Source organism: Vibrio sp. 1CM23M, assembly GCF_023161755.1.
In the GTDB taxonomy this organism is placed as follows: Bacteria; Pseudomonadota; Gammaproteobacteria; order Enterobacterales; family Vibrionaceae; genus Vibrio; species Vibrio coralliirubri.
The window spans coordinates 1184060-1202543 of sequence record NZ_JALNTR010000002.1; the positions used below are offsets into that span (position 1 = coordinate 1184060).

The 18484-nt window shown below is 45.0% G+C and carries 15 protein-coding genes; all 15 read right to left on the reverse strand.

Features of this window, described 5'->3' with window-relative positions:
- Positions 1-10: 10 nt before the first annotated feature.
- The 15 genes from fliE to MSG35_RS10680 all read right to left on the reverse strand — a co-directional run bounded on the left by fliE (position 11) and on the right by MSG35_RS10680 (position 18471).
- Positions 11-322 carry a flagellar hook-basal body complex protein FliE gene (gene fliE / locus MSG35_RS10610; protein WP_017060684.1) on the reverse strand — a complete coding sequence of 104 codons (312 nt, stop codon included), beginning with the start codon at positions 320-322 and terminating at the stop codon, positions 11-13.
- Positions 323-454: 132 nt separating this feature from the next.
- Positions 455-1864, reverse strand: a complete 1410-nt coding sequence (locus MSG35_RS10615) for a sigma-54 dependent transcriptional regulator (protein WP_017060685.1) — start codon at positions 1862-1864, stop codon at positions 455-457.
- 33 nt (positions 1865-1897) lie between these two features.
- Complete coding sequence (locus MSG35_RS10620; protein ID WP_048616105.1) at positions 1898-2938, reverse strand: ATP-binding protein; 1041 nt, start codon at positions 2936-2938, stop codon at positions 1898-1900.
- A gap of 184 nt (positions 2939-3122) precedes the next feature.
- Positions 3123-4589, reverse strand: coding sequence for a sigma-54 dependent transcriptional regulator (locus MSG35_RS10625; RefSeq protein WP_248383867.1), 1467 nt, complete (start codon positions 4587-4589; stop codon positions 3123-3125).
- Positions 4590-4816: 227 nt separating this feature from the next.
- Entirely contained in the window at positions 4817-5227 is a 411-nt protein-coding gene (gene fliS, locus MSG35_RS10630) for a flagellar export chaperone FliS (protein WP_004736194.1), read from the reverse strand.
- Between the two features lie 12 nt (positions 5228-5239).
- Complete coding sequence (locus MSG35_RS10635) at positions 5240-5545, reverse strand: flagellar protein FliT (RefSeq protein ID WP_172380363.1); 306 nt, start codon at positions 5543-5545, stop codon at positions 5240-5242.
- A 3-nt stretch (positions 5546-5548) separates the two neighbouring features.
- Positions 5549-7576, reverse strand: coding sequence for a flagellar filament capping protein FliD (gene fliD / locus MSG35_RS10640; RefSeq protein WP_048607823.1), 2028 nt, complete (start codon positions 7574-7576; stop codon positions 5549-5551).
- Between the two features lie 22 nt (positions 7577-7598).
- A complete protein-coding gene (gene flaG / locus MSG35_RS10645) occupies positions 7599-8024 on the reverse strand; it encodes a flagellar protein FlaG (RefSeq protein ID WP_048607821.1) in 426 nt (141 codons plus the stop codon).
- 81 nt (positions 8025-8105) lie between these two features.
- Positions 8106-9236 (reverse strand): flagellin, encoded by a 1131-nt coding sequence (locus MSG35_RS10650; RefSeq protein ID WP_086971088.1) that lies wholly within the window; start codon positions 9234-9236, stop codon positions 8106-8108.
- A gap of 563 nt (positions 9237-9799) precedes the next feature.
- Entirely contained in the window at positions 9800-10933 is a 1134-nt protein-coding gene (locus tag MSG35_RS10655) for a flagellin (RefSeq protein WP_048606522.1), read from the reverse strand.
- Positions 10934-11581: 648 nt separating this feature from the next.
- Positions 11582-12718, reverse strand: coding sequence for a flagellin (locus tag MSG35_RS10660; RefSeq protein WP_248383868.1), 1137 nt, complete (start codon positions 12716-12718; stop codon positions 11582-11584).
- A gap of 418 nt (positions 12719-13136) precedes the next feature.
- Positions 13137-14327, reverse strand: a complete 1191-nt coding sequence (flgL, locus tag MSG35_RS10665) for a flagellar hook-associated protein FlgL (protein ID WP_017631733.1) — start codon at positions 14325-14327, stop codon at positions 13137-13139.
- 10 nt (positions 14328-14337) lie between these two features.
- On the reverse strand, positions 14338-16218 hold the full coding sequence (gene flgK, locus MSG35_RS10670) for a flagellar hook-associated protein FlgK (protein ID WP_048609562.1): 1881 nt from the start codon (positions 16216-16218) through the stop codon (positions 14338-14340).
- 209 nt (positions 16219-16427) lie between these two features.
- Positions 16428-17369: a flagellar assembly peptidoglycan hydrolase FlgJ gene (flgJ, locus tag MSG35_RS10675; protein ID WP_059021215.1), complete on the reverse strand. Its 942-nt coding sequence runs from the start codon at positions 17367-17369 to the stop codon at positions 16428-16430.
- Between the two features lie 10 nt (positions 17370-17379).
- The gene (locus MSG35_RS10680; RefSeq protein WP_017076828.1) at positions 17380-18471 is read right to left on the reverse strand and encodes a flagellar basal body P-ring protein FlgI; all 1092 of its coding nucleotides are present in this window, start codon (positions 18469-18471) and stop codon (positions 17380-17382) included.
- Positions 18472-18484: the final 13 nt, after the last annotated feature.

Sequence of the window (18484 nt, forward strand, 5' to 3'; positions counted from 1 at the left end):
ACTACCCAACTTATACCGGCATATTCATCAGCTCTTTGTACGATTCGACCAATTTATTTCTAATTTGGATCGTCGCCTCAAAAGCCACACTAGATTTATTACGAGCAATCATCACGTCCGATAGGGATACGCTTTGGTCGCCACTATCAAAACGAGCTTGAAGATCACCTGAGGTCTTTTGTAATGAGTTCACATTATTGATGGCATTAGTCAGCATGTTGCCAAAATCTGCACCGACCGCTTGCCCCGTTGCTGCGGGACGCGCGCTGGCAGCTTCGACCATCATTGCCTGCATTTCGCCTTGTAAACCATCTATTCTCATCTACTACCTCAGGAGTCAAAATTATGACCATCTATTTAGCTATATTATTGACAGAGCAATTAGCGTGCCACACATTTAATTGACTAGATATCGTATTACACTAGTCAGAAAGCTGACACTACTAATCTATCCTCAGTTTGGGATATCTATTCCAGCATCGCGCATTTTAGCCAACTTGTAACGCAGTGTACGAGGGCTAATGCCCAGTTTTTCAGCCATGTCTTTGCGTCGACCATTACATGCAATCAGGGTTTCAAGAATGATCGCATACTCTTGATCTCTAAGCTCATTACCTAACCCTTCGCTGCTAGCCGCGATTTTATTGATTGGGTTTGCTTCGGCAATAGGCTTGATTTCTGGTGCAGCTACGTCACTGCCTTCGACGATTTGTTGTAGGCTGCTTGCGTCTTGCCAATCGACACCTTCAAGAAGGATATGCTCACCAGAGATGTTCTCTTGTTCGCTCAATATTAACGCACGCTGTACCACATTGTCTAATTCGCGAACATTGCCCGGCCACGGATAATTAACGAGTTTGCTGATCGCTTGCGCTGACATAACCGGTACAGGCATACCAAGTTTGGTGCAATGACGCTCAACTAAGTGCTTGGCTAAAGGCTCAATATCACCTTTTCGCTCACACAGTGGTGGCCAAGAAATTGGGAATACATTCAAGCGGTAGTATAAATCCTCACGGAAATTCCCTTCAGAAACATACTGTTTAAGGTCTCGGTTACTGGTCGCTAATACACGAACATCCAATTTGATGCTCTTACGACTACCTAATCGCTCAACTTCGCGTTCTTGCAAAACACGCAGTAGTTTGGCTTGTAGGCTAAGATCCATCTCACTGATCTCATCCAACAGAATCGTACCGCCCTGCGCTTGCTCGAATTTCCCCGGGCAAGCTTGAATAGCGCCAGTAAATGCGCCTTTTTCATAACCAAACAGGGTCGCTTCTAACATGTTGTCTGGGATCGCCGCGCAGTTAATTGCGACAAACGGCCCATCTTTTCGGCTAGAAGCATTGTGAATGTATCGAGACATCACCTCTTTACCAGAACCACTCGGGCCTAACACCATGACGTTAGCATCGGTTTTTGCGACTTTATCAGCCAGCATCATTAGCTTGATACTTTTTTCATCAGCAACGATAGCGTCGCCATTGTCGTCCGACTTTACAGGGGCATAACGGCTGACCATGTTGAGCAGTACTTCTGGCGCAAATGGCTTTGCCATATAGTCGATAGCGCCCTCTTTCATTGCAGCAACGGCATCTTCGATGTTGGCGTACGCTGTCATTAGTAATACAGGTAAGTTAGGCCAATGCTGCTTGATGTTTCTCAATAGCGCCAAGCCGCCCATGCCCGCCATCTGCACGTCAGATACGACAATATCAACGGAGTTCGATTTTAATTTGACCAGAGCATCTTCCGCACAATCCGCTTCCAGCCATTCATAGCCAGCAAGCGCGAGAGTGTCGACAAGGGCTTCGCGTAGACCTTCATCATCTTCGACGATTAACACTTTGCTTTGAGCCATAGGATTCTCCAGTGTAAATTCAGTTAAAACTTATTAGTCTTCAGAAGAAGCACTTCTTTCAAGCGGTAGACACATGGTAAAGCATGCGCCGTCGCCTTCTTCTGATATCAATTCCAGTCGGCCTTCATGTGCTCGACATACCATTTGTACAACCGCTAATCCTAGACCTGTACCTTGCGAACGAGTGGTAAAGAAGGGTTCCATAATTTTACCTTGAAGCTCTTTCGGTACGCCAGGGCCACTGTCTTGCACTGATATCTTAAGCTCGCCGTTTACGGGCCTAAAAAACACATCGATCTGCGATTCCTTGCCCGCAATTTGAACCGCATTCAACACTAGGTTGCTTAACGCTGAGGCGATAGCGTTGGCGTTGCCAAACATTTGAGTCTGTTCGCCCTCAACTTCCTGGCAATAATCAATCTGGTTGGTTTTCAATGCAGCTTCCACCATAGGGTGAAATTCGGTGATCAATTCAGACACTGTAAATGGCTTAACTACTTTGTTGTCACCACCTTTGGCAAACAACAACATGTCGTTCACTTGCTTCTCTAAGTCATGCAATCTATCCATAAGCTTAGATTGAAAACGCGTTTTTGTTGCCGGCGGCAGATTCGGCGCGGCAAGGTTTGATGCATACAGCATCGCACTTGAAAGCGGCGTTCGCACCTGATGGGCAAGCGAGGCCACCATTCTGCCTAATGAAGACAAACGCTGAAGATCACTCACGCGAGACTGCAAGAGTCGGGTCTCGGTCAAATCGGTAATCAAAATCAGCTGACCCGTGGTAGAGGCTGAAATCGCCAAACGTACTTTTCGCCCGTTCTTCAATGAGATCTCATGACCATCATCGTCTTTTGGGTCGAAGGCACTTTGAATCACTGAAAACCACTTCTCGCCAACCAACTCAACACCAAGAATACGGTGCGCTTCAGGGTTCGCTTCTCTCACTTCGCCGTGTGTATCTAACAAGATGACCCCTGCTGGCATCACGTCGAGTACTTGCTTATAGCGCTCAACCTGCTGTTCGACAGAATCTAGGTGTGATTGATTTTCTGGTTCGTTAGATACGTGCATGTCAAAAATTTGCCTCAAATACTAAAACAGCCTGAGACGTACAACACGAGTCAGGCTATTTGCTATATTTATCACATAGTTAAGCAAGCAACAACTCGACTATGGTTTATCTGTTCACTTAGCTAGAGTTACCAAATAGCTAAAAAGTGTGTGCTAGTTTTTCGTTTTCATCGAAAACTGGACACTATCGCTGCAAGTTATATTTACGCATTTTTTCAACCAGAGTGGTCCTACGCATTCCAAGCATGTCAGCAGCACGAGCAACAATGCCGCCCTGCGCTTCCAAAGCTTGATTGATCATATTCACTTCCATATCCGCGAGTAGCTCTTTCAAGTTAACCCCTTCTGGCGGTAACTCTTGAGGAGCATTGGCATTGTCGGCAATATCATCTTGCTGATCAAAGCTGAAATCTTCTGAGAATAAGTCAGCAAGTGCATCACGCTCTTGCTCCTCTTCAGAGCCAAAGCTATTAAACTCTGGCTGGAACTCAGGGATATCGCTGTATCGATATTTAGTGGGCAGATGATTCACATCAACCAAGCTGTTTGGATACAAGATAACCATTCGTTCAACCAGGTTCGCTAGTTCACGAACGTTGCCCGGCCAGTAATGCTCCATCAAAGAGTTGATAGCACGAGCCGTGAAACAGATAGGCATGCTGCCTTCCGCTTCCATTCGAGTCATCAGCTCTTGAAGCAACAGTGGAATATCTTCTTTACGGTCTTGAAGTGCAGGCATTTCAATCGGGAATACATTCAAGCGATAGTAAAGATCTTCACGGAACGAATCATCGTCGATCATATCTTCAAGGTTGCGGTGGGTTGCCGCAATCACTCTAACATCAGCTTGTATGGTGCCATTGCCACCTACACGCTCAAAGCATCGCTCTTGCAGTACTCGTAGCAGCTTAACTTGCATCGCCATCGGCATATCGCCAATTTCATCAAGAAACAGTGTGCCACCTTCAGCCAATTCAAAACGGCCTTTACGTGCGGTAATCGCCCCAGTAAATGCGCCCTTCTCATGACCAAACAGTTCACTTTCAAGCAAATCAGGTGGAATCGCGCCACAGTTTACAGGAACAAAAGGCCCTGAACGACGTTTAGAGTGATAGTGAATGTTACGCGCTACGACTTCTTTGCCTGTACCAGATTCACCAAGAATCAGCACGTTCGCTTCCGTAGAAGAGACTTGTTCAATTAAGTGACGTACTTCTTGAATGCCAGCACTTTGTCCTACTAGGCTGCGAAACAGGGTGTTCTTGCGTGCCGAAGACACAACTTGAACACCTTTGCGGCCTAAGAAATCTTTACAGTGTCTTAATGCATCACTTAATTGCGGGTAGTTAAGAGGAAGTTCAAGCTCACCAACATAGTTAGTCAACTCGTCAACCGGGTGATTGTTTTTGCCAATCACCAGTAAAGGGATGTGATTGGCGTGAACAAGCTTCTCATTCAGTAATGCGTTGAAGCCTTTACCTTTAATGGTACCAATAATGCAGCCGGCCCACTGTAGTGACCAGTCAACTTTACGTGCTTGTTCAGAGCTGATTACTTCGCAGCTCTCTCCTACAAACTCTAATATTGTGCTTAAATTGTGACGATCTTGAGCGTTATCGTCGACGACAAGCAGTTTTGCCAAACCTTGCATAAGTAGGAATTATTGCCTTTATTTTGGTGCGATGCGGAAAAACGGTGAGCAACGTAGTCTATAAAACAGTGAAAGTATCAACGATTACGGTCTACGTGGACAAATTTAGGAAATCAGCAACGAAAAAAGCCATTAGGCTATCTAATGGCTTCTATTTTATTTGATTAAAAAAATAAGGCAACCAACCAATTAAGGGATATGAGGTTGGTTAAAACTGCAATTTTTCTTTAAATTCCTACGTCAGCGGACGTCAAGTTGTGATATTCGTTCGGAATTTGGTCCCAAGCGCTCTTAATTTCGCGAATAATATCGATAACATCATCAATAGGCTGTGGGTCATTTTTGTGATTTGCCGCAGAAATTTGCGTGATCATGAACTCATAAAGTTGATCTAGGTTTTTCGCAATATCGCCACCATCGTCCATAGATAGGCAACTACGTAGGCTAATAATGATATCTAGAGCCTTACCAAGTCGCTCACCTTTCACTGGGATGTTGCCTGCTTGCATTGCCGCTTTACCTTGAATCAAACGCTCGATAGCACCGGCCATTAGCATTTGTACAATCTTATGCGGTGAGGCAGCCGTTAGCTGACTATCCACTGATACCTTTTTATATGCCTGTAAAGAACCGCGCATAGTAAACCTCTTCTATAAAAACTTTTTGTATTGTTGAACTGATTTAGCACCGTGACGGTATTTGTGCAGGGTCTTACCTACTCGACTCGTCTCAGACTGCATCAATTCGACTAATTTTCTGGTTCTGGTAATGGCTTCAAACCATTCAGAACTTTGCTTAACGTCGGGATGTGAGTCGATTATTTGAAGCACGTTTTGCAATAACTGTTCTCTGTTATCGACAAGCTGCCTTATTTCTTCAGCATTAATTTCACTAAATTCCAGTTTAGAGATAATTAGTTGATCGAGTTCACAAAGCTCCTGTAGCTGGCTATTCATCTATTAGCCCAACGCATTCATCATACTGCCCAACTGAGATTGCATCTTACTGGTCGCATCTTGCATGGCTGTGAACTTAGAGTGAGTTCGGCTCTCTAGGCTGTCCATGCGGCGGTCGAGCGCGCTTTGGTCATCAACCAAACGGTAGTTTTGCTCGACCAAGCTCTTCTCTCTAGTACGGATTGAACCCGTAATACCTGTGATACCTTGAATCGCATCTTCCACTCTTTTGGCGAAACCATTGTTGCCACCAAAGAACTCACCCAACTTATCGAAATTGTTGTTGAGTTGACGATCAAGCATGTCGTAGTTGATTTCTAGCGAGCCTTGCCTTGTGGTGGTGATACCGAATTCAGTCAAAGACTTTAGATTGTCTGGCGCACCTTCGATACTTGATGAGAACACCCCTTTCAATCGAGAGTCGGCGTTACGTACCGTACTGTCACCAGAGAGCGGTCCCTTTTGGCCTGTTGTTGGATCAACACCCGCGAGGTCTTTCGACACTTGATAGAACTGGTTATAAGAGCTCACAAAGGATTCGATATCTTGGCGAACACTGTTACGGTCGTACTCCACACCAATTTCTGCCGGCGGCTTATCTTTTGGCGTTTTTCCTTTCACCGTAATATCAATACCCTCAACGGCATCTTCAATCACATTGTTATTACTAGAGAGCTGAGCGACACCATCTAGGACAACCATAGAATCTTGGCCAGCCTGAACTTCAGTCATACCGCTATAGGTATCAAAAGATTGCTGTGCTTGTTCGAGGTCAGCTTGTGCTTTATCGACCTTCTCTAAAAGCTCTCGCTCTTCGGGTTCTAATTTAGCACGCTCAATTTTCTTGGCTTGTTCTGCGGTGAGTTCGCCTTTTTGAACTTTCTCAGCCAACTCTGCTTTTTCTTGTGAGATCTTCTCTTCGATACGCGCTTGCTCAGCCTCAAGCTTTTGTTGGGCTTCTTTCGGTGTCACGTATGAATCGGTCAGAGTACCTGAGGCAGCATTTGACCACCCCGGCACATCGGGTGCCTTCTCTATCGCTTTTTCATCAAGCTCAAGTTCTGGTGTGTAATAAGAATCTAAAAGCGTACCTGACGCGGTTTCAGTCCAGCCAGGGATATTGTCTTCAGGCATCACCGACTTTGCCGCTTGAGCTGCGTCTAGGGCAGCTTGGCCGTCGGCTGCGGCTTGCTCACCGTAGCTGAGACTTTGAGAGTCTCCGTCAGCATCTGAAGTAGAATCAGTTTGAGCTGCTGGGATGATATTGCCATCTTTATCGAGTGTTTCATTCGCATTTGGGTCATCGCTAGCGATCACTTCATCGATGAGTTCGACGGCTTTTCCTGCAGGGGTTAGAGCTAGAATATCTTGAGCAGCAACGCGCGCTTTCTCTAGCGCTTTAACACGTTCTTCAAGCGTTTTGTATTCGAGTTTTTTTAAGGGATTGGCAGCATCTGACTCAACATTAATGCTGATCTGCTGATCTGAACCAGACTGGTTCGAGGCAATGATAAGTCTTGGACCTTCGACATCATTGATAATAGATGCACGAACGCCTGGGTTGCTATCTGCACCGTTGATTCCACGAACAACTTCGATAAGTCTCGATCTGTCGCCAACTTGCACGTCAAAGCTGTCATCACCAAGCGAAACCTGCAGCTTGCCTGGGCCAAATTTCATGTCATCTGACAGTACATCAGAAGCCACTTTATGGCTTTGGGCAAGCTGCAACACATCGATGGCATATTTGCCAGCGATCGCTTCGGTAGTCGCGGTTGCAGAGACAAGACCTTCATCGGTACTTTCGACTGTTCGCACAGCAAAAGCTTTTTCCTGACGAAAGTTTGTCATCAGGTTTTTCATCGAATCAAGGGATTCTCTGAGTCTTCCATAGGCACTAATGCTGGTATCGATTCGCGTTCGTTCATTGTCGATTCGTTGCTGTTTAGGTACACGCTCCGAATCAACAATTTTGCTGACCATGGAATTGATATCCATGCCAGACGAAATCCCCATTGGGCCAAAACTCATTAAATCACCTCAATAATACGACTTAAACCTTCACCTCAAATATTCGACTATTCGAGTTTTGGGCTGCTAGGCGTCTTAGAATTTCAAGCATTTCTTCATCAGGGATCTGGCGAATAATATCACCGGTTGTGGTCTCATAAATGGTAACCACATCTCTCCCAGATTCTTCATCGACCTTAAACGCCACACCTTTGTTGAGAGAGGAGATAAACTCGTTTACCTTCTCCACCATTTTGACTCGCTCTTCATCATTTAACTCTTGTCTATGTTGAGCTAATTGAATCGCCGCTTCGGTAGCTTCCTCTTTCGATTTCTCTACCTTGTCATAAGATGTTGCTTCTTTTAGTCGCGAAATACTCGACGCACTACTACCTTCATCGCTTGCAATTTTAATGCCATTAGGTGAGCCATAAGGCTGGATGTTCGATGCGTTGGATGATATTTCCATAACACTCTCCCTCCCTCCTTTATGAGCCAAACAGTAAAACTCTACCCAGAGTAGAGTTTACCGTTACTTACCGAGGTAAGTTTAGCCCAATAAGCTTAGAGCTGCTGATGGTGACTGTTTTGCTTGAGCTAGGATAGAAGTACTCGCCTGTTGTAGGATTTGAGACTTCGTCATAGCTGTTGTTTCTTTCGCGTAATCGGTATCTTTGATACGGCTCTTAGACGCATTAACGTTTTCGTTGATATTGTCTAAGTTGCTGATTGCGTGGTCAAAACGGTTTTGGAAAGCACCTAGAGAAGCACGTTGGCTATCAACAGATTTTAGAGCACCATCAATGATAGATACGGCTTCGTTTGCACCTGCAACAGAAGTTACGTCGATATCGTTAACGGTAACGTCTTTGCCTGCACCGATACCAAGTTCACCCGCAAGGCTACCGCCGAATTCAACATCACCTTCAACTTTTTGGCTTGAAGCGAAAAGTTGCAGTTTGCCGCCTTCACCAACAGACGCTTTAACGTCTTGGCTTTGACCATTGATGTAAGTTGCTAGCTCTTCGATATCGTTGCCTTCTTTCGCAGAAATAGACAACTCTTGAGCTTCACCAAACTTATCGTTGTACTTGATCGTTAGATCAGCACCAGCACCTACACGCCAAGAAGCATCTTTGCCTTCTTCTACGCCGTAGCTCTTGCCACCCATGTCTTGAGTGTCAGTACGCATGTTGCTCATAGAAAGCATTACAGCTTCACCGGAGTCTGCGCCGATTTGGAAAGATTGGGTACCGTAAGTACCGTTAAGAAGCCTGTTACCACCAAAAGAGGTCGTTTCAGCAATACGGTTAAGTTCTGTGTTTAGAGCAGAGACTTCTTCTTGGATCGCAACACGTTCAGATTTGCTGTTTGAACCATTTGAAGATTGAAGAGAAAGGTCACGCATACGTTGCAGAATGTTGGTTGACTCATTCATTGCACCTTCAGCTGTCTGTGCAATAGAGATACCGTCATTCGCGTTTTTCACAGCCATGTCTAGGCCACGGCTTTGCGACGTTAAGCGGTTAGAGATTTGTAGGCCTGCAGCATCATCTTTTGCGCTATTGATTTTATAGCCAGAAGACAAACGCTCCATTGATTTTTGAGTACCTTCAGCCGCGCTATTCAGGTAGCGCTGAGCCGTCATTGCAGACACATTAGTGTTTACATTAATCGCCATAGTTGATCTCCTTTAGGCATTTTTTAATGCACTTATGTGACTCTCACCTCACACAAATACATGTCAATTTGTTTATGCACCAGTGTCTCTCTCACCTTACATTGGTACATATCATTTCTCTCAATCCCTTTAACGGCCCCTTAATTAGAAGCTTTAATAAAAAGTGCGATTTTTTTCGTATTCTTTTCAACAACAAAGAAAAGTGTGATCGGGCTTCAATTAATAGACCAGCATTCGTTAAAGTTTCTTATCCTCGCTCATTTATAAGTGTCGCCTTGCACATAAAGACCAAAGCCGATCCCTGATATCTCGTTCTACTCGATTCTGGGATGACGAATTACTGTTTTAGTTATTTACACACCGTCATTCCCTACAGTGAGGCACGAACGTTATAGGGAATCTCGCCTTTGTCCTTTACCACTGTCCTAAACTCTTCACTTTGCCAAATAACAGGCAATAAAAAACCCAGCCGAAGCTGGGTTTGTTTAGCGCTCATCTCTCACCACGAGCTAATTTGTGGAGGCCCAACGTTAACACTAGGGTCAACGTGACCTTTCAATCGATTAACCTAGTAGGCTAAGTGCCGAGTTCGGAGCTTGCTTCGCTTGAGCAAGAATCGAGCTTGAAGCTTGAGAAAGGATCTGAGACTTAGTCATCTGAGTCGTTTCTTTCGCGAAATCGGTATCTTTGATACGGCTCTTAGATGCGTTAACGTTCTCGTTAATGTTGTCTAAGTTGCTGATAGCGTGGTCGAAACGGTTTTGGAAAGCACCTAGCTCAGCACGGTGGCTGTCTACATACTTAAGTGCCGCATCGATTACTGCTACAGACTCTTGTGCGCCGCCAACTGATGTTACGTCGATAGTATCAACCGTTACGTCTTTGCCAGGTTGCATGCCTAGTTCGCCAGCCAGGCTGCCAGAGAATGCTACTTCGCCTTCAACTTTGTTGTTACCAGTAAACATCTGTAGCTTGCCGTCTTCAGTTACAGACGCTTTAACAGAGTCTTGTTGACCGTTGATGTACGTTGCTAGCTCTTCAATGTCGTCACCCGCTTTTGCGCTGATGTCGATTTCTTGTGCTTGACCGAAGTTATCAGTGAACGACATTTTTAGGTCGTTAGAGCCTGCTTGAACGTTCCAATCTTTATCTTTCGCGTTCTCAGTTTGGTAGCTCTTACCACCCATCTGAGCGTTATCAGAGCGCATGTCTTTCAGTTGAAGCATTACCGCTTCACCGTTATCCGCACCGATTTGGAATGATTTAGTACCGTGAGTACCGTTAAGCAGCTTGTTGCCACCAAAAGACGTCGTTTCCGCAATACGGTTTAGTTCGTCGTTCAGTGCTGTTACTTCTTCTTGAATCGCTACACGCTCAGATTTTGAGTTTGAGCCGTTTGAAGATTGTAGAGACAAATCACGCATACGTTGCAGGATGTTCGTGGTCTCGTTCATTGCACCTTCAGCAGTTTGTGCAATAGAGATACCGTCGTTCGCGTTACGTACAGCAACATCAAGGCCGCGGCTTTGAACGTTCAAACGGTTCGAGATTTGTAGGCCCGCAGCGTCATCTTTTGCGCTGTTGATTTTTGAGCCTGAAGCTAGACGCTCCATTGATGTTTGTTGTGCGCTGTTTGCGTTGTTTAGGTAACGTTGCGCTGTCATCGCTGAAACGTTTGTATTTACATTCACTGCCATGGTGATTTCTCCAATTGATTTTCCGGTATAGCGGTTTCCGACGTCTCGGAAAACCAAGTAGTTCTCTCAAAGTTACTTTTAATAACGGCGCGAAAATCAGAAGCTTTAGAAAAACTTTCAAAAAACCACAAAAAAATTATTAATTTAATATTTATCAACAACTTAATTTTCATCATTTTCTAATGCAGCGATAGATTTCAATTGATAAAAGATCCTAACCTGTTTGAAAAACGTACGAATCGCCGTCTAAATTGCTCAAGGTGGAGAAATGATCAATTGCCAAAGATCTCTGGCTTAGGCAGTTCTTGTGTAATAGATGACATTATTTGTAGTGAAGAAGAACCGTCAAATAGAGATTTGAGAAAGGTAGAGCGAGAAAATTCGCAGGAAAATAAATAGCAGAAACAAGAAATACAGAAAGGAAAAAGCCCCTTTTCCTTTGAGAGAACCGGGGCTAGTTGGCGCGTCAGAGCCTGTGTGGAGATCATCGAGAAATGAACACATTTCCGACTTGCCGTTGCATTCTTACTGTAAAAATGGATAGCAGGTGAGAGATGAGAGAGCTAAACACTCAATAGTAAGTATGCTTGCCAGTTTCCCTTGCTGCATGGCTCACGTCTGAACACGAGCAGCAAGTTCAACCAATAACTATTGCAATAGTGACATCGCAGAGTTAGGCAACTGTTTTGCTTGAGCAAGTATTGAAGTACCTGCTTGTTGCAGAATTTGTGATTTGGTCATTTGCGTCGTCTCTTTCGCAAAGTCCGTATCTTTGATTCGGCTGTTTGAAGCGTCTACGTTCTCTTGTACGTTTGCCAAGTTATTAATACTGTGGCTTAGACGGTTCTGTTTTGCACCCAAATCAGCACGCTGTGAATCCACGTACTTCATTGCAGAATCAATCACGCTGATTGCGTTCTGTGAACCCGCAACGCTGGTTAAGCTAACATCTTGAACAGAGGTTGCGCGGCCTTCACTCTTAATACCTAGCTCAGACGCTAGACCACCAGAGATAGACATTGCACCTTCAAGGTCAGGCTCAGCAACGAACAATTGAATGCGACCATCATCAGTAACCGATGCGTTCACAAGGTCAGACTGACCATTAATGTAAGTCGCAAGCTCTTCGATATCATCGCCCGCTTTGGTATTGATGTCTAAAACGATGTCTTCACCCGCTTTGGTTCTGAATTCGAACTTAAGATCGCTAGCTTGTGCAGGCACTTCCCAGCTCTTGTCTTTGCCGTTTTCAGAATCAAACGTTGTACCACCCATGCGGAAGTCATCGGCACGAATGCTCGTCAGAGCCATGATCATCGCTTCACCAGAATTAGAACCAATCTGGAACGATGCTTCACCAAATGAACCGTTCAATAGACGACGGCCACCAAAAGATGTAGTTTCCGCGATACGGTTAAGCTCATCTTGAAGTGCCATTGACTCTTCGTTCAGTGCAGTACGCTCTGCTGGAGAGTTAGTACCGTTTGATGACTGAATCGCTAGATCACGCATACGTTGTAGTACGTTGGTTGATTCGTTCATCGCGCCTTCAGCGGTTTGAGCAATCGAAATACCGTCGTTAGCATTACGCATTGCGACATCAAGACCACGAGATTGTGCCGTTAGGCGGTTCGAGATTTGAAGACCCGCTGCATCGTCTTTCGCGCTGTTGATCTTGTGACCAGATGACAAACGCTCCATAGAAGTCGCTAAGTCATTAGACGCTTTATTTAGGTAACGTTGTGCTGTCATAGCAGATACGTTAGTGCTTACATTGATAGCCATTTTGCTCTCCTTATGAGTTCGCAAAGTTTCTGCGAAGCGGCCAGCTTTACTCTCATATGGATAAGCACTGACCGTGTATTACTCGATAAACCCTATACAAGGTTTAAGATCTGTATTAATCATTTATAACCAACACAGATACAAGTTGTATGCCAAGTTTAATATCATATGAATAATTTTTTAATTATCTAAAAATCAGAAACTTACAAACAACACTGCGCAATTATGATTTTCTAATATCAGAAGATGAAAAACATTCACCTTCCTTATTGCCGTTTTTTGCCACTATTCTAGAAACATCATGCTTCGTACAAAAAAGCGGCAAACTGAGGCGTTATTCGCACGTATGGCATAGCACATACGGCAAGGAATCAACGCCATGGTCATCGACAAGTCACCATTAAATACCGATTGATCATTAAATATAGTTAAACAAGGTCAGGTCTTTGGTTTTGCCAAACGCTTGTTGAGAAGCCTGTAGTGCTCGAGAGTTTTCATTGAACTCAATGATCGCTTTTGAGTAATCCAAGTCTTCAAAGTTGCTTTTTGCTTTTGCTAAAGACAACTTAAAATCTTCATGTTGCTGCTCTTGAATATCCAGCGTACTTAAACGTGCACCAACATCGGTTCTTGCCTTGGTTAAATGAATAAACGCGGCATGGAACTCTTCGGTTACTTGGTGCAATTTCGCCGTCGCCGATGCATCCGATACTGGGTTTTCAGCCTGTTCAGCGGCTTCTTTAAACGTATCAAAGATAGAGAATGTCTTTCTCGGCTCTAAGGTGATCGAGTCACCTTTCGTGATCTGGCCTTTAAGTTGGATATTCAGCCCTTCGTAGACAATGCCTGTCGAAGGATCAAAATCTTCCGCGGCGACTACTGTCCCATCTTTCTCAAGCTGGTAGGCGTAGTTTCCGGTCTGCATATCCACAAACGTCACCTTGTACGTTGATGAATCTTTGGTTCTGTTGGTCGCGCGCTCTAGCAATAACTCAGAAGCAGACTCTAGTTCATACTGAGGCTCGTAGTCACCGAACGGATTGTCTATTTCCATAAACATCTTGCTGCCCGGATCATTCATTGCCATTTCAAAGCTGCTTGCCACACGCATCTTGCGTTGGTAGTCATCACCTTGATAAGTCACGTTTCCTTGATTATCTCGAAAGAAAGGCTGATTCTTTGGTTTAGTACCCGCAAATGTGTAGTTGCCCGACTCATCTTGAGAGTTGGCTAAATGTAGGAAGTTATTCGCCAATTCTTGAATTTCACGCTTCTTAGCTAAACGATCTTCTGGAGAAAGCGCACCGTTGATCATTTCCATCACGGTTCGTTTTGCTTCATCAGCAAAGCCTTCAGTGTTAGAAACCAATACCTCATGATGCTCAAGACGGTTTCTGACTAGAGTAATCGCATCGACATACTGTTTAAGCTGTTCTGACTGCTGACCAATGTTCTGCAAATAGTGCGTCGCTAATGGGTCATCACTTGGCGACTGTAACTTCTTACCGGAAGCAAGTTGCGCTTGGTTGTGATGCACCTTGTTCTCTTGACGGCGCAAGTCATTTTGTACTGACTGATAATTATGGAAGCTAGAGATACGATTCAACATTTATACCTTCCTATCTCAGAGCCAAAATCGTGTTAAACGTATCGTTGGCTGCTTGCATGATGCGTGAAGAAGCCATATACGCTTGCTGAAATTTCATCATATTTGCCGCTTCTTCATCGAGGTTTACTCCCGAGATAGAAGCTATACGTTCTTGAGCCGACTGTTTTTCTAACGTCGCAATATCACTCAAGCGATTTGCCGTTGAAGACTTCAAGCCAGTATTAGTATTCAAGTTGTGGTAAAGGTCTAAAATCGTAGACTCGCCATCATTTAACAGCTTTCCTGTTTGAAGATCTTGCAGCTTACGCAGGTTACCGTTGTCACCTTCTGATGGGACAAGGTTTGCCGTAAACTTATCGTTTGCCACCGCGCCGGGTGTGAGCTCAAACGTTGTACCGTTGATGGTCACTGGCCCTTGTGGCGGATACGGTTGAGGCTGCATTAAAATGTTACCCTTCGGATCCGTCACAGCAAACTGCTCACCTTTTGGTGAGACAATCACTTCAAACTCACGCAGTTGACCTGCTTCTAGGATTTTGAATCCCGCTGTACCCTTGGCAAACGTGGTCGATGCCTCATAACTTTGCGCAGCAATGTCTTTCGGGTCTTTGGTTTCCATCTGTATTTGAGCAGCAAAATTGCGCGTTGGACGCAGTAACAGCTTCTCTCCTAGTTCAGGAGGATTACGTACTTCCACTCGCATGCCATCAAGATAAAAAGCACTACCGCTAGAGTCGGTCGCCATCTTAACGGTCTCACCGTTCGGCTTAGTCACGACATAATCACTGCCATCATATTTCAGGCCATACTCACCGCCTTTTAAGGCAGAAGTATCATCAATGTATACCGCAACATCGGCTTTCGATTGTCCGCTAGCCGTGACACGAGATTTTGCCACCAGCTCTGAGTTCACGTCGGTAAACAGGTCCTTACCTACGTTGCCGTTAAGATCCAAACCTTGTTCTTGAAGACTATTGACCTCATATGAAAACGCGGTCGCCAAACGACCAAGCTCATCCATGATTGCCGGGATATGTTCGTCACGCATGTCTAGCATGGCGCCGATTTTTCCGTCGATATCACTGCTGGTGATCGGTTTTAAAGACTTACCTTCAACAATTGCTAGGCGGCGCTGATGTGCATCGGGTAAACCATCAACCATTTTTAATTGGCTTGCTTCACTACCAGAGACCAAGGTATGGCCATTACCAATATGGACATTAAACCCTTCGGCATTTGAGCGTGGTGTCACCGTTACTTTGGTGTAACCAGAAAGCTCATTAATCAACTTTTCATGCTGATCTCGTAGGTCATTGTGAGGGCCAGGAGTTCGCATCATTAAACGCTGAACATCACGGATCTCGTACGCAAGTTGATTAACTCGCTCGATACCCATATCTAGTTTTTTATTCGTAGAATCAGACTGTTGACGAACCGTTTCATGGAATTCATTTAACGTCTTGCTGAGTAGTCCAGCCTTTTCTAGTACAACTTTTCGAGCACCTACATCATTCGGTGTATCGGCTAATGTTTTAACCGAATCAAACCATTCATTAAGGTTTTCTGGAATCTTCTTCGAAGCAACCGATGACAGCATACTCGACAGCATATCGAGGTTCGCTTCTGTGTCGCCTTTATTGGCGGCATTGGTTGTCGATAAGTTAAGTTCGTTGACGGCAAATTGGTCCCAAGAGCGGCGAACATTTTCCACATGCACACCCATACCGTAGCTTTGGCCACCGTACTGACGCGGGTCATTCACACCTTGAATCACAGATTGGCGGCTATAACCCTCTGTGTTGGCGTTAGAAATGTTATGACCTGTGGTGTTTAGCTGTCTCTGAGCAGTAAGAACACTTTGTGCCCCTACATTCAGAAGATCCGACGCCATAATGCCCCCAAAAAACTTAACAAAATCAGGATAAACTGATTAACTACTAGTTTAAAAAGCAATATATGTGCCAATAGGGATAGCAGAGAGCTAAAAGACAATAATTTATTGAAGTGTAAGGAGATAACTAAGGGTTTCGCAGCAAACTTTGAGGTGGCAGATAAGAAAAGAGCCTGCCAATGGCAAGCTCCCGAGTACATTCAATAACGCTAGTTCATCTCGTCAATCTTGGCTTTCACTCGCAAGACCTTGTCTGCATAGTTAGGGTCGGTTGCGTAACCTGCTTGGTGAATACCTTTGATGAAATTCTCTGAGTTGCCTTGATGCTGCAATGCCGTTTCGTATCTTGGGTTTTCGTTCAAGAACTTCACATAGTCGTTAAAGCTATCTTCAAAGTTTGAGTAAGAACGGAAAGATGCGGACTCTTTAACCGCAGTTTTACCATGGAACTCAAGCGTCTGCGTAGCAACCTTATCACCCTTCCAACTTCTGTCTGCTTTGATGTTGAATAGGTTGTTACTGTTGCCCAAAGAGTTCTTAATCATTTTAGAACCCCAACCCGTTTCAAGAGCTGCTTGTGCCAATAGTAGAGACGAGTCCACACCAAGCGCACTTGCCGCTTTTTCAGCGTAAGGCTTCATTGAAGTCACAAACGATTCTGGAGAATCAAAGGATACTGGCTGTTTTGCTGCTGACATATCTGTTGCTGACATAGCTTGCGCTGATTGAACGTCTGACGCTCGCTCTTCCGAACGGCCTGAGTATTGTGGTCTTTGCAATGAAGCATCAAAGCCTTCACTGCGAACCTTCTCTTCAGAGGCATCGCTTGCTTGGCCTGCGCTTAGCTGAGCTACGATCATATCCGCAAGACCTAACGAACCTGAAGCGCTCAACTCACTTGCCATTTGGTCATCTTGCATCTGACGATAGAACTGCTCGTTCTGGCTGTTCAACATATCCGACTTAAAGCTCGAGTTAGCATCGCGCATTGACTTAAACAACATCGAGGTGAAAATCGATTCAAACTGTTTTGCCGCAGCGGTTAATGCTTCTTTCTCGCTACCTTCTTCACCGTTTACCGCTTGTTGACGAAGGCGGTCTAGGCTACCGATATCGTGAATAAAGCCGATGTCATTGTTATTTTTAATCATGCTTTACCCCTTAGATAATGATCAACTGGCCTTCAATCGCACCCGCTTGTTTCAGTGCTTGAAGGATTGCCATTAAATCAGAAGGTGCAGCGCCCACTTCATTGACTGCGCGTACCAAATCGTCCAGCGTTAGGCCCGGTTCAAATTTGAACATCTTGCCATCGCCTTCCGTGATTTCGATATCAGAATCAGGAACCACTACCGTTTGACCACCAGAGAATGCATTCGGTTGGCTTACATTGAGATTTTCTTTGATTGCAACCGTCATACCACCGTGGGTTACTGCCGCCGCTCTTAGGCGTACGTGCTTACCAACCACAATAGTACCGGTGCGGGAGTTAACAATAATTTTTGCAGAACCCTCTGCAGGATCAAATTCGATGTTTTCGATTGCCGATAAGAAAGCCACGCGTTGGCTGATTTCTCGAGGAGCGCGAACTTTTACTGACGTCGCGTCAACCGCAGACGCCATTTGTGGACCTAGGAAGTTGTTAACCGCATCAGCCAAACGCTGAGCCGTTGTGAAATCAGATTGAATTAGGTTAAAGGTTATGTAGTCACCACGGCCGAATGGCGTTGGGATCTCTTGTTCAACCGTTGCACCGCTAGATATGATGCCGACATTAGGGTTGTTACCGACGATTTTAGAGCCATCGTTACCTTGTGCACTAAAACCACTTACTACCAAGTTGCCTTGCGCTACGGCATACACTTGACCATCAAGACCTTTTAGGAAGGTTTGTAGCAGCGTGCCACCACGTAGGCTTTTTGCCGAACCGATAGAAGATACGGTTACGTCAACTTCCTGACCTTGCTTAGAGAAGGCTGGCAGTTCAGCAGTCACAATAACAGCCGCGACATTTTTGGTTTTTGGCTTAGTGCCGGGCGGCAATTGGATGCCAAAATTTTGCAGCATTGCGTTAAATGTTTGATCGGTAAAGGGAGTTGTCTCACCAGTACCCGGCAAGCCCGTGACCAAACCATAACCGACAAGTTGGTTACTACGAACACCCGCCACTTTTGCCACGTCTTTGATTCGCGCAGCATGGGCACTGGTGGCAAGAAATAGCATGCCGAATAGTACGAGTGTCAGTTTTTTCATTGAGTAACCTGTC

What these genes read in the sequence shown, in the direction of transcription:
- MSG35_RS10655 (WP_048606522.1), bottom strand. Translation starts at nt 10,933, where the DNA reads ATGGCAGTGAATGTAAATACAAACGTTTCAGCGATGACAGCGCAACGT.
- fliE (WP_017060684.1), bottom strand. Translation starts at nt 322, where the DNA reads ATGAGAATAGATGGTTTACAAGGCGAAATGCAGGCAATGATGGTCGAA.
- fliD (WP_048607823.1), bottom strand. Translation starts at nt 7,576, where the DNA reads ATGAGTTTTGGCCCAATGGGGATTTCGTCTGGCATGGATATCAATTCC.
- MSG35_RS10650 (WP_086971088.1), bottom strand. Translation starts at nt 9,236, where the DNA reads ATGGCGATTAATGTAAACACTAATGTGTCTGCAATGACGGCTCAGCGC.
- MSG35_RS10635 (WP_172380363.1), bottom strand. Translation starts at nt 5,545, where the DNA reads ATGAATAGCCAGCTACAGGAGCTTTGTGAACTCGATCAACTAATTATC.
- flgL (WP_017631733.1), bottom strand. Translation starts at nt 14,327, where the DNA reads ATGTTGAATCGTATCTCTAGCTTCCATAATTATCAGTCAGTACAAAAT.
- flaG (WP_048607821.1), bottom strand. Translation starts at nt 8,024, where the DNA reads ATGGAAATATCATCCAACGCATCGAACATCCAGCCTTATGGCTCACCT.
- flgJ (WP_059021215.1), bottom strand. Translation starts at nt 17,369, where the DNA reads ATGATTAAAAATAACAATGACATCGGCTTTATTCACGATATCGGTAGC.
- MSG35_RS10620 (WP_048616105.1), bottom strand. Translation starts at nt 2,938, where the DNA reads ATGCACGTATCTAACGAACCAGAAAATCAATCACACCTAGATTCTGTC.
- fliS (WP_004736194.1), bottom strand. Translation starts at nt 5,227, where the DNA reads ATGCGCGGTTCTTTACAGGCATATAAAAAGGTATCAGTGGATAGTCAG.
- flgK (WP_048609562.1), bottom strand. Translation starts at nt 16,218, where the DNA reads ATGGCGTCGGATCTTCTGAATGTAGGGGCACAAAGTGTTCTTACTGCT.
- MSG35_RS10660 (WP_248383868.1), bottom strand. Translation starts at nt 12,718, where the DNA reads ATGGCTATCAATGTAAGCACTAACGTATCTGCTATGACAGCACAACGT.
- MSG35_RS10680 (WP_017076828.1), bottom strand. Translation starts at nt 18,471, where the DNA reads ATGAAAAAACTGACACTCGTACTATTCGGCATGCTATTTCTTGCCACC.
- MSG35_RS10625 (WP_248383867.1), bottom strand. Translation starts at nt 4,589, where the DNA reads ATGCAAGGTTTGGCAAAACTGCTTGTCGTCGACGATAACGCTCAAGAT.
- MSG35_RS10615 (WP_017060685.1), bottom strand. Translation starts at nt 1,864, where the DNA reads ATGGCTCAAAGCAAAGTGTTAATCGTCGAAGATGATGAAGGTCTACGC.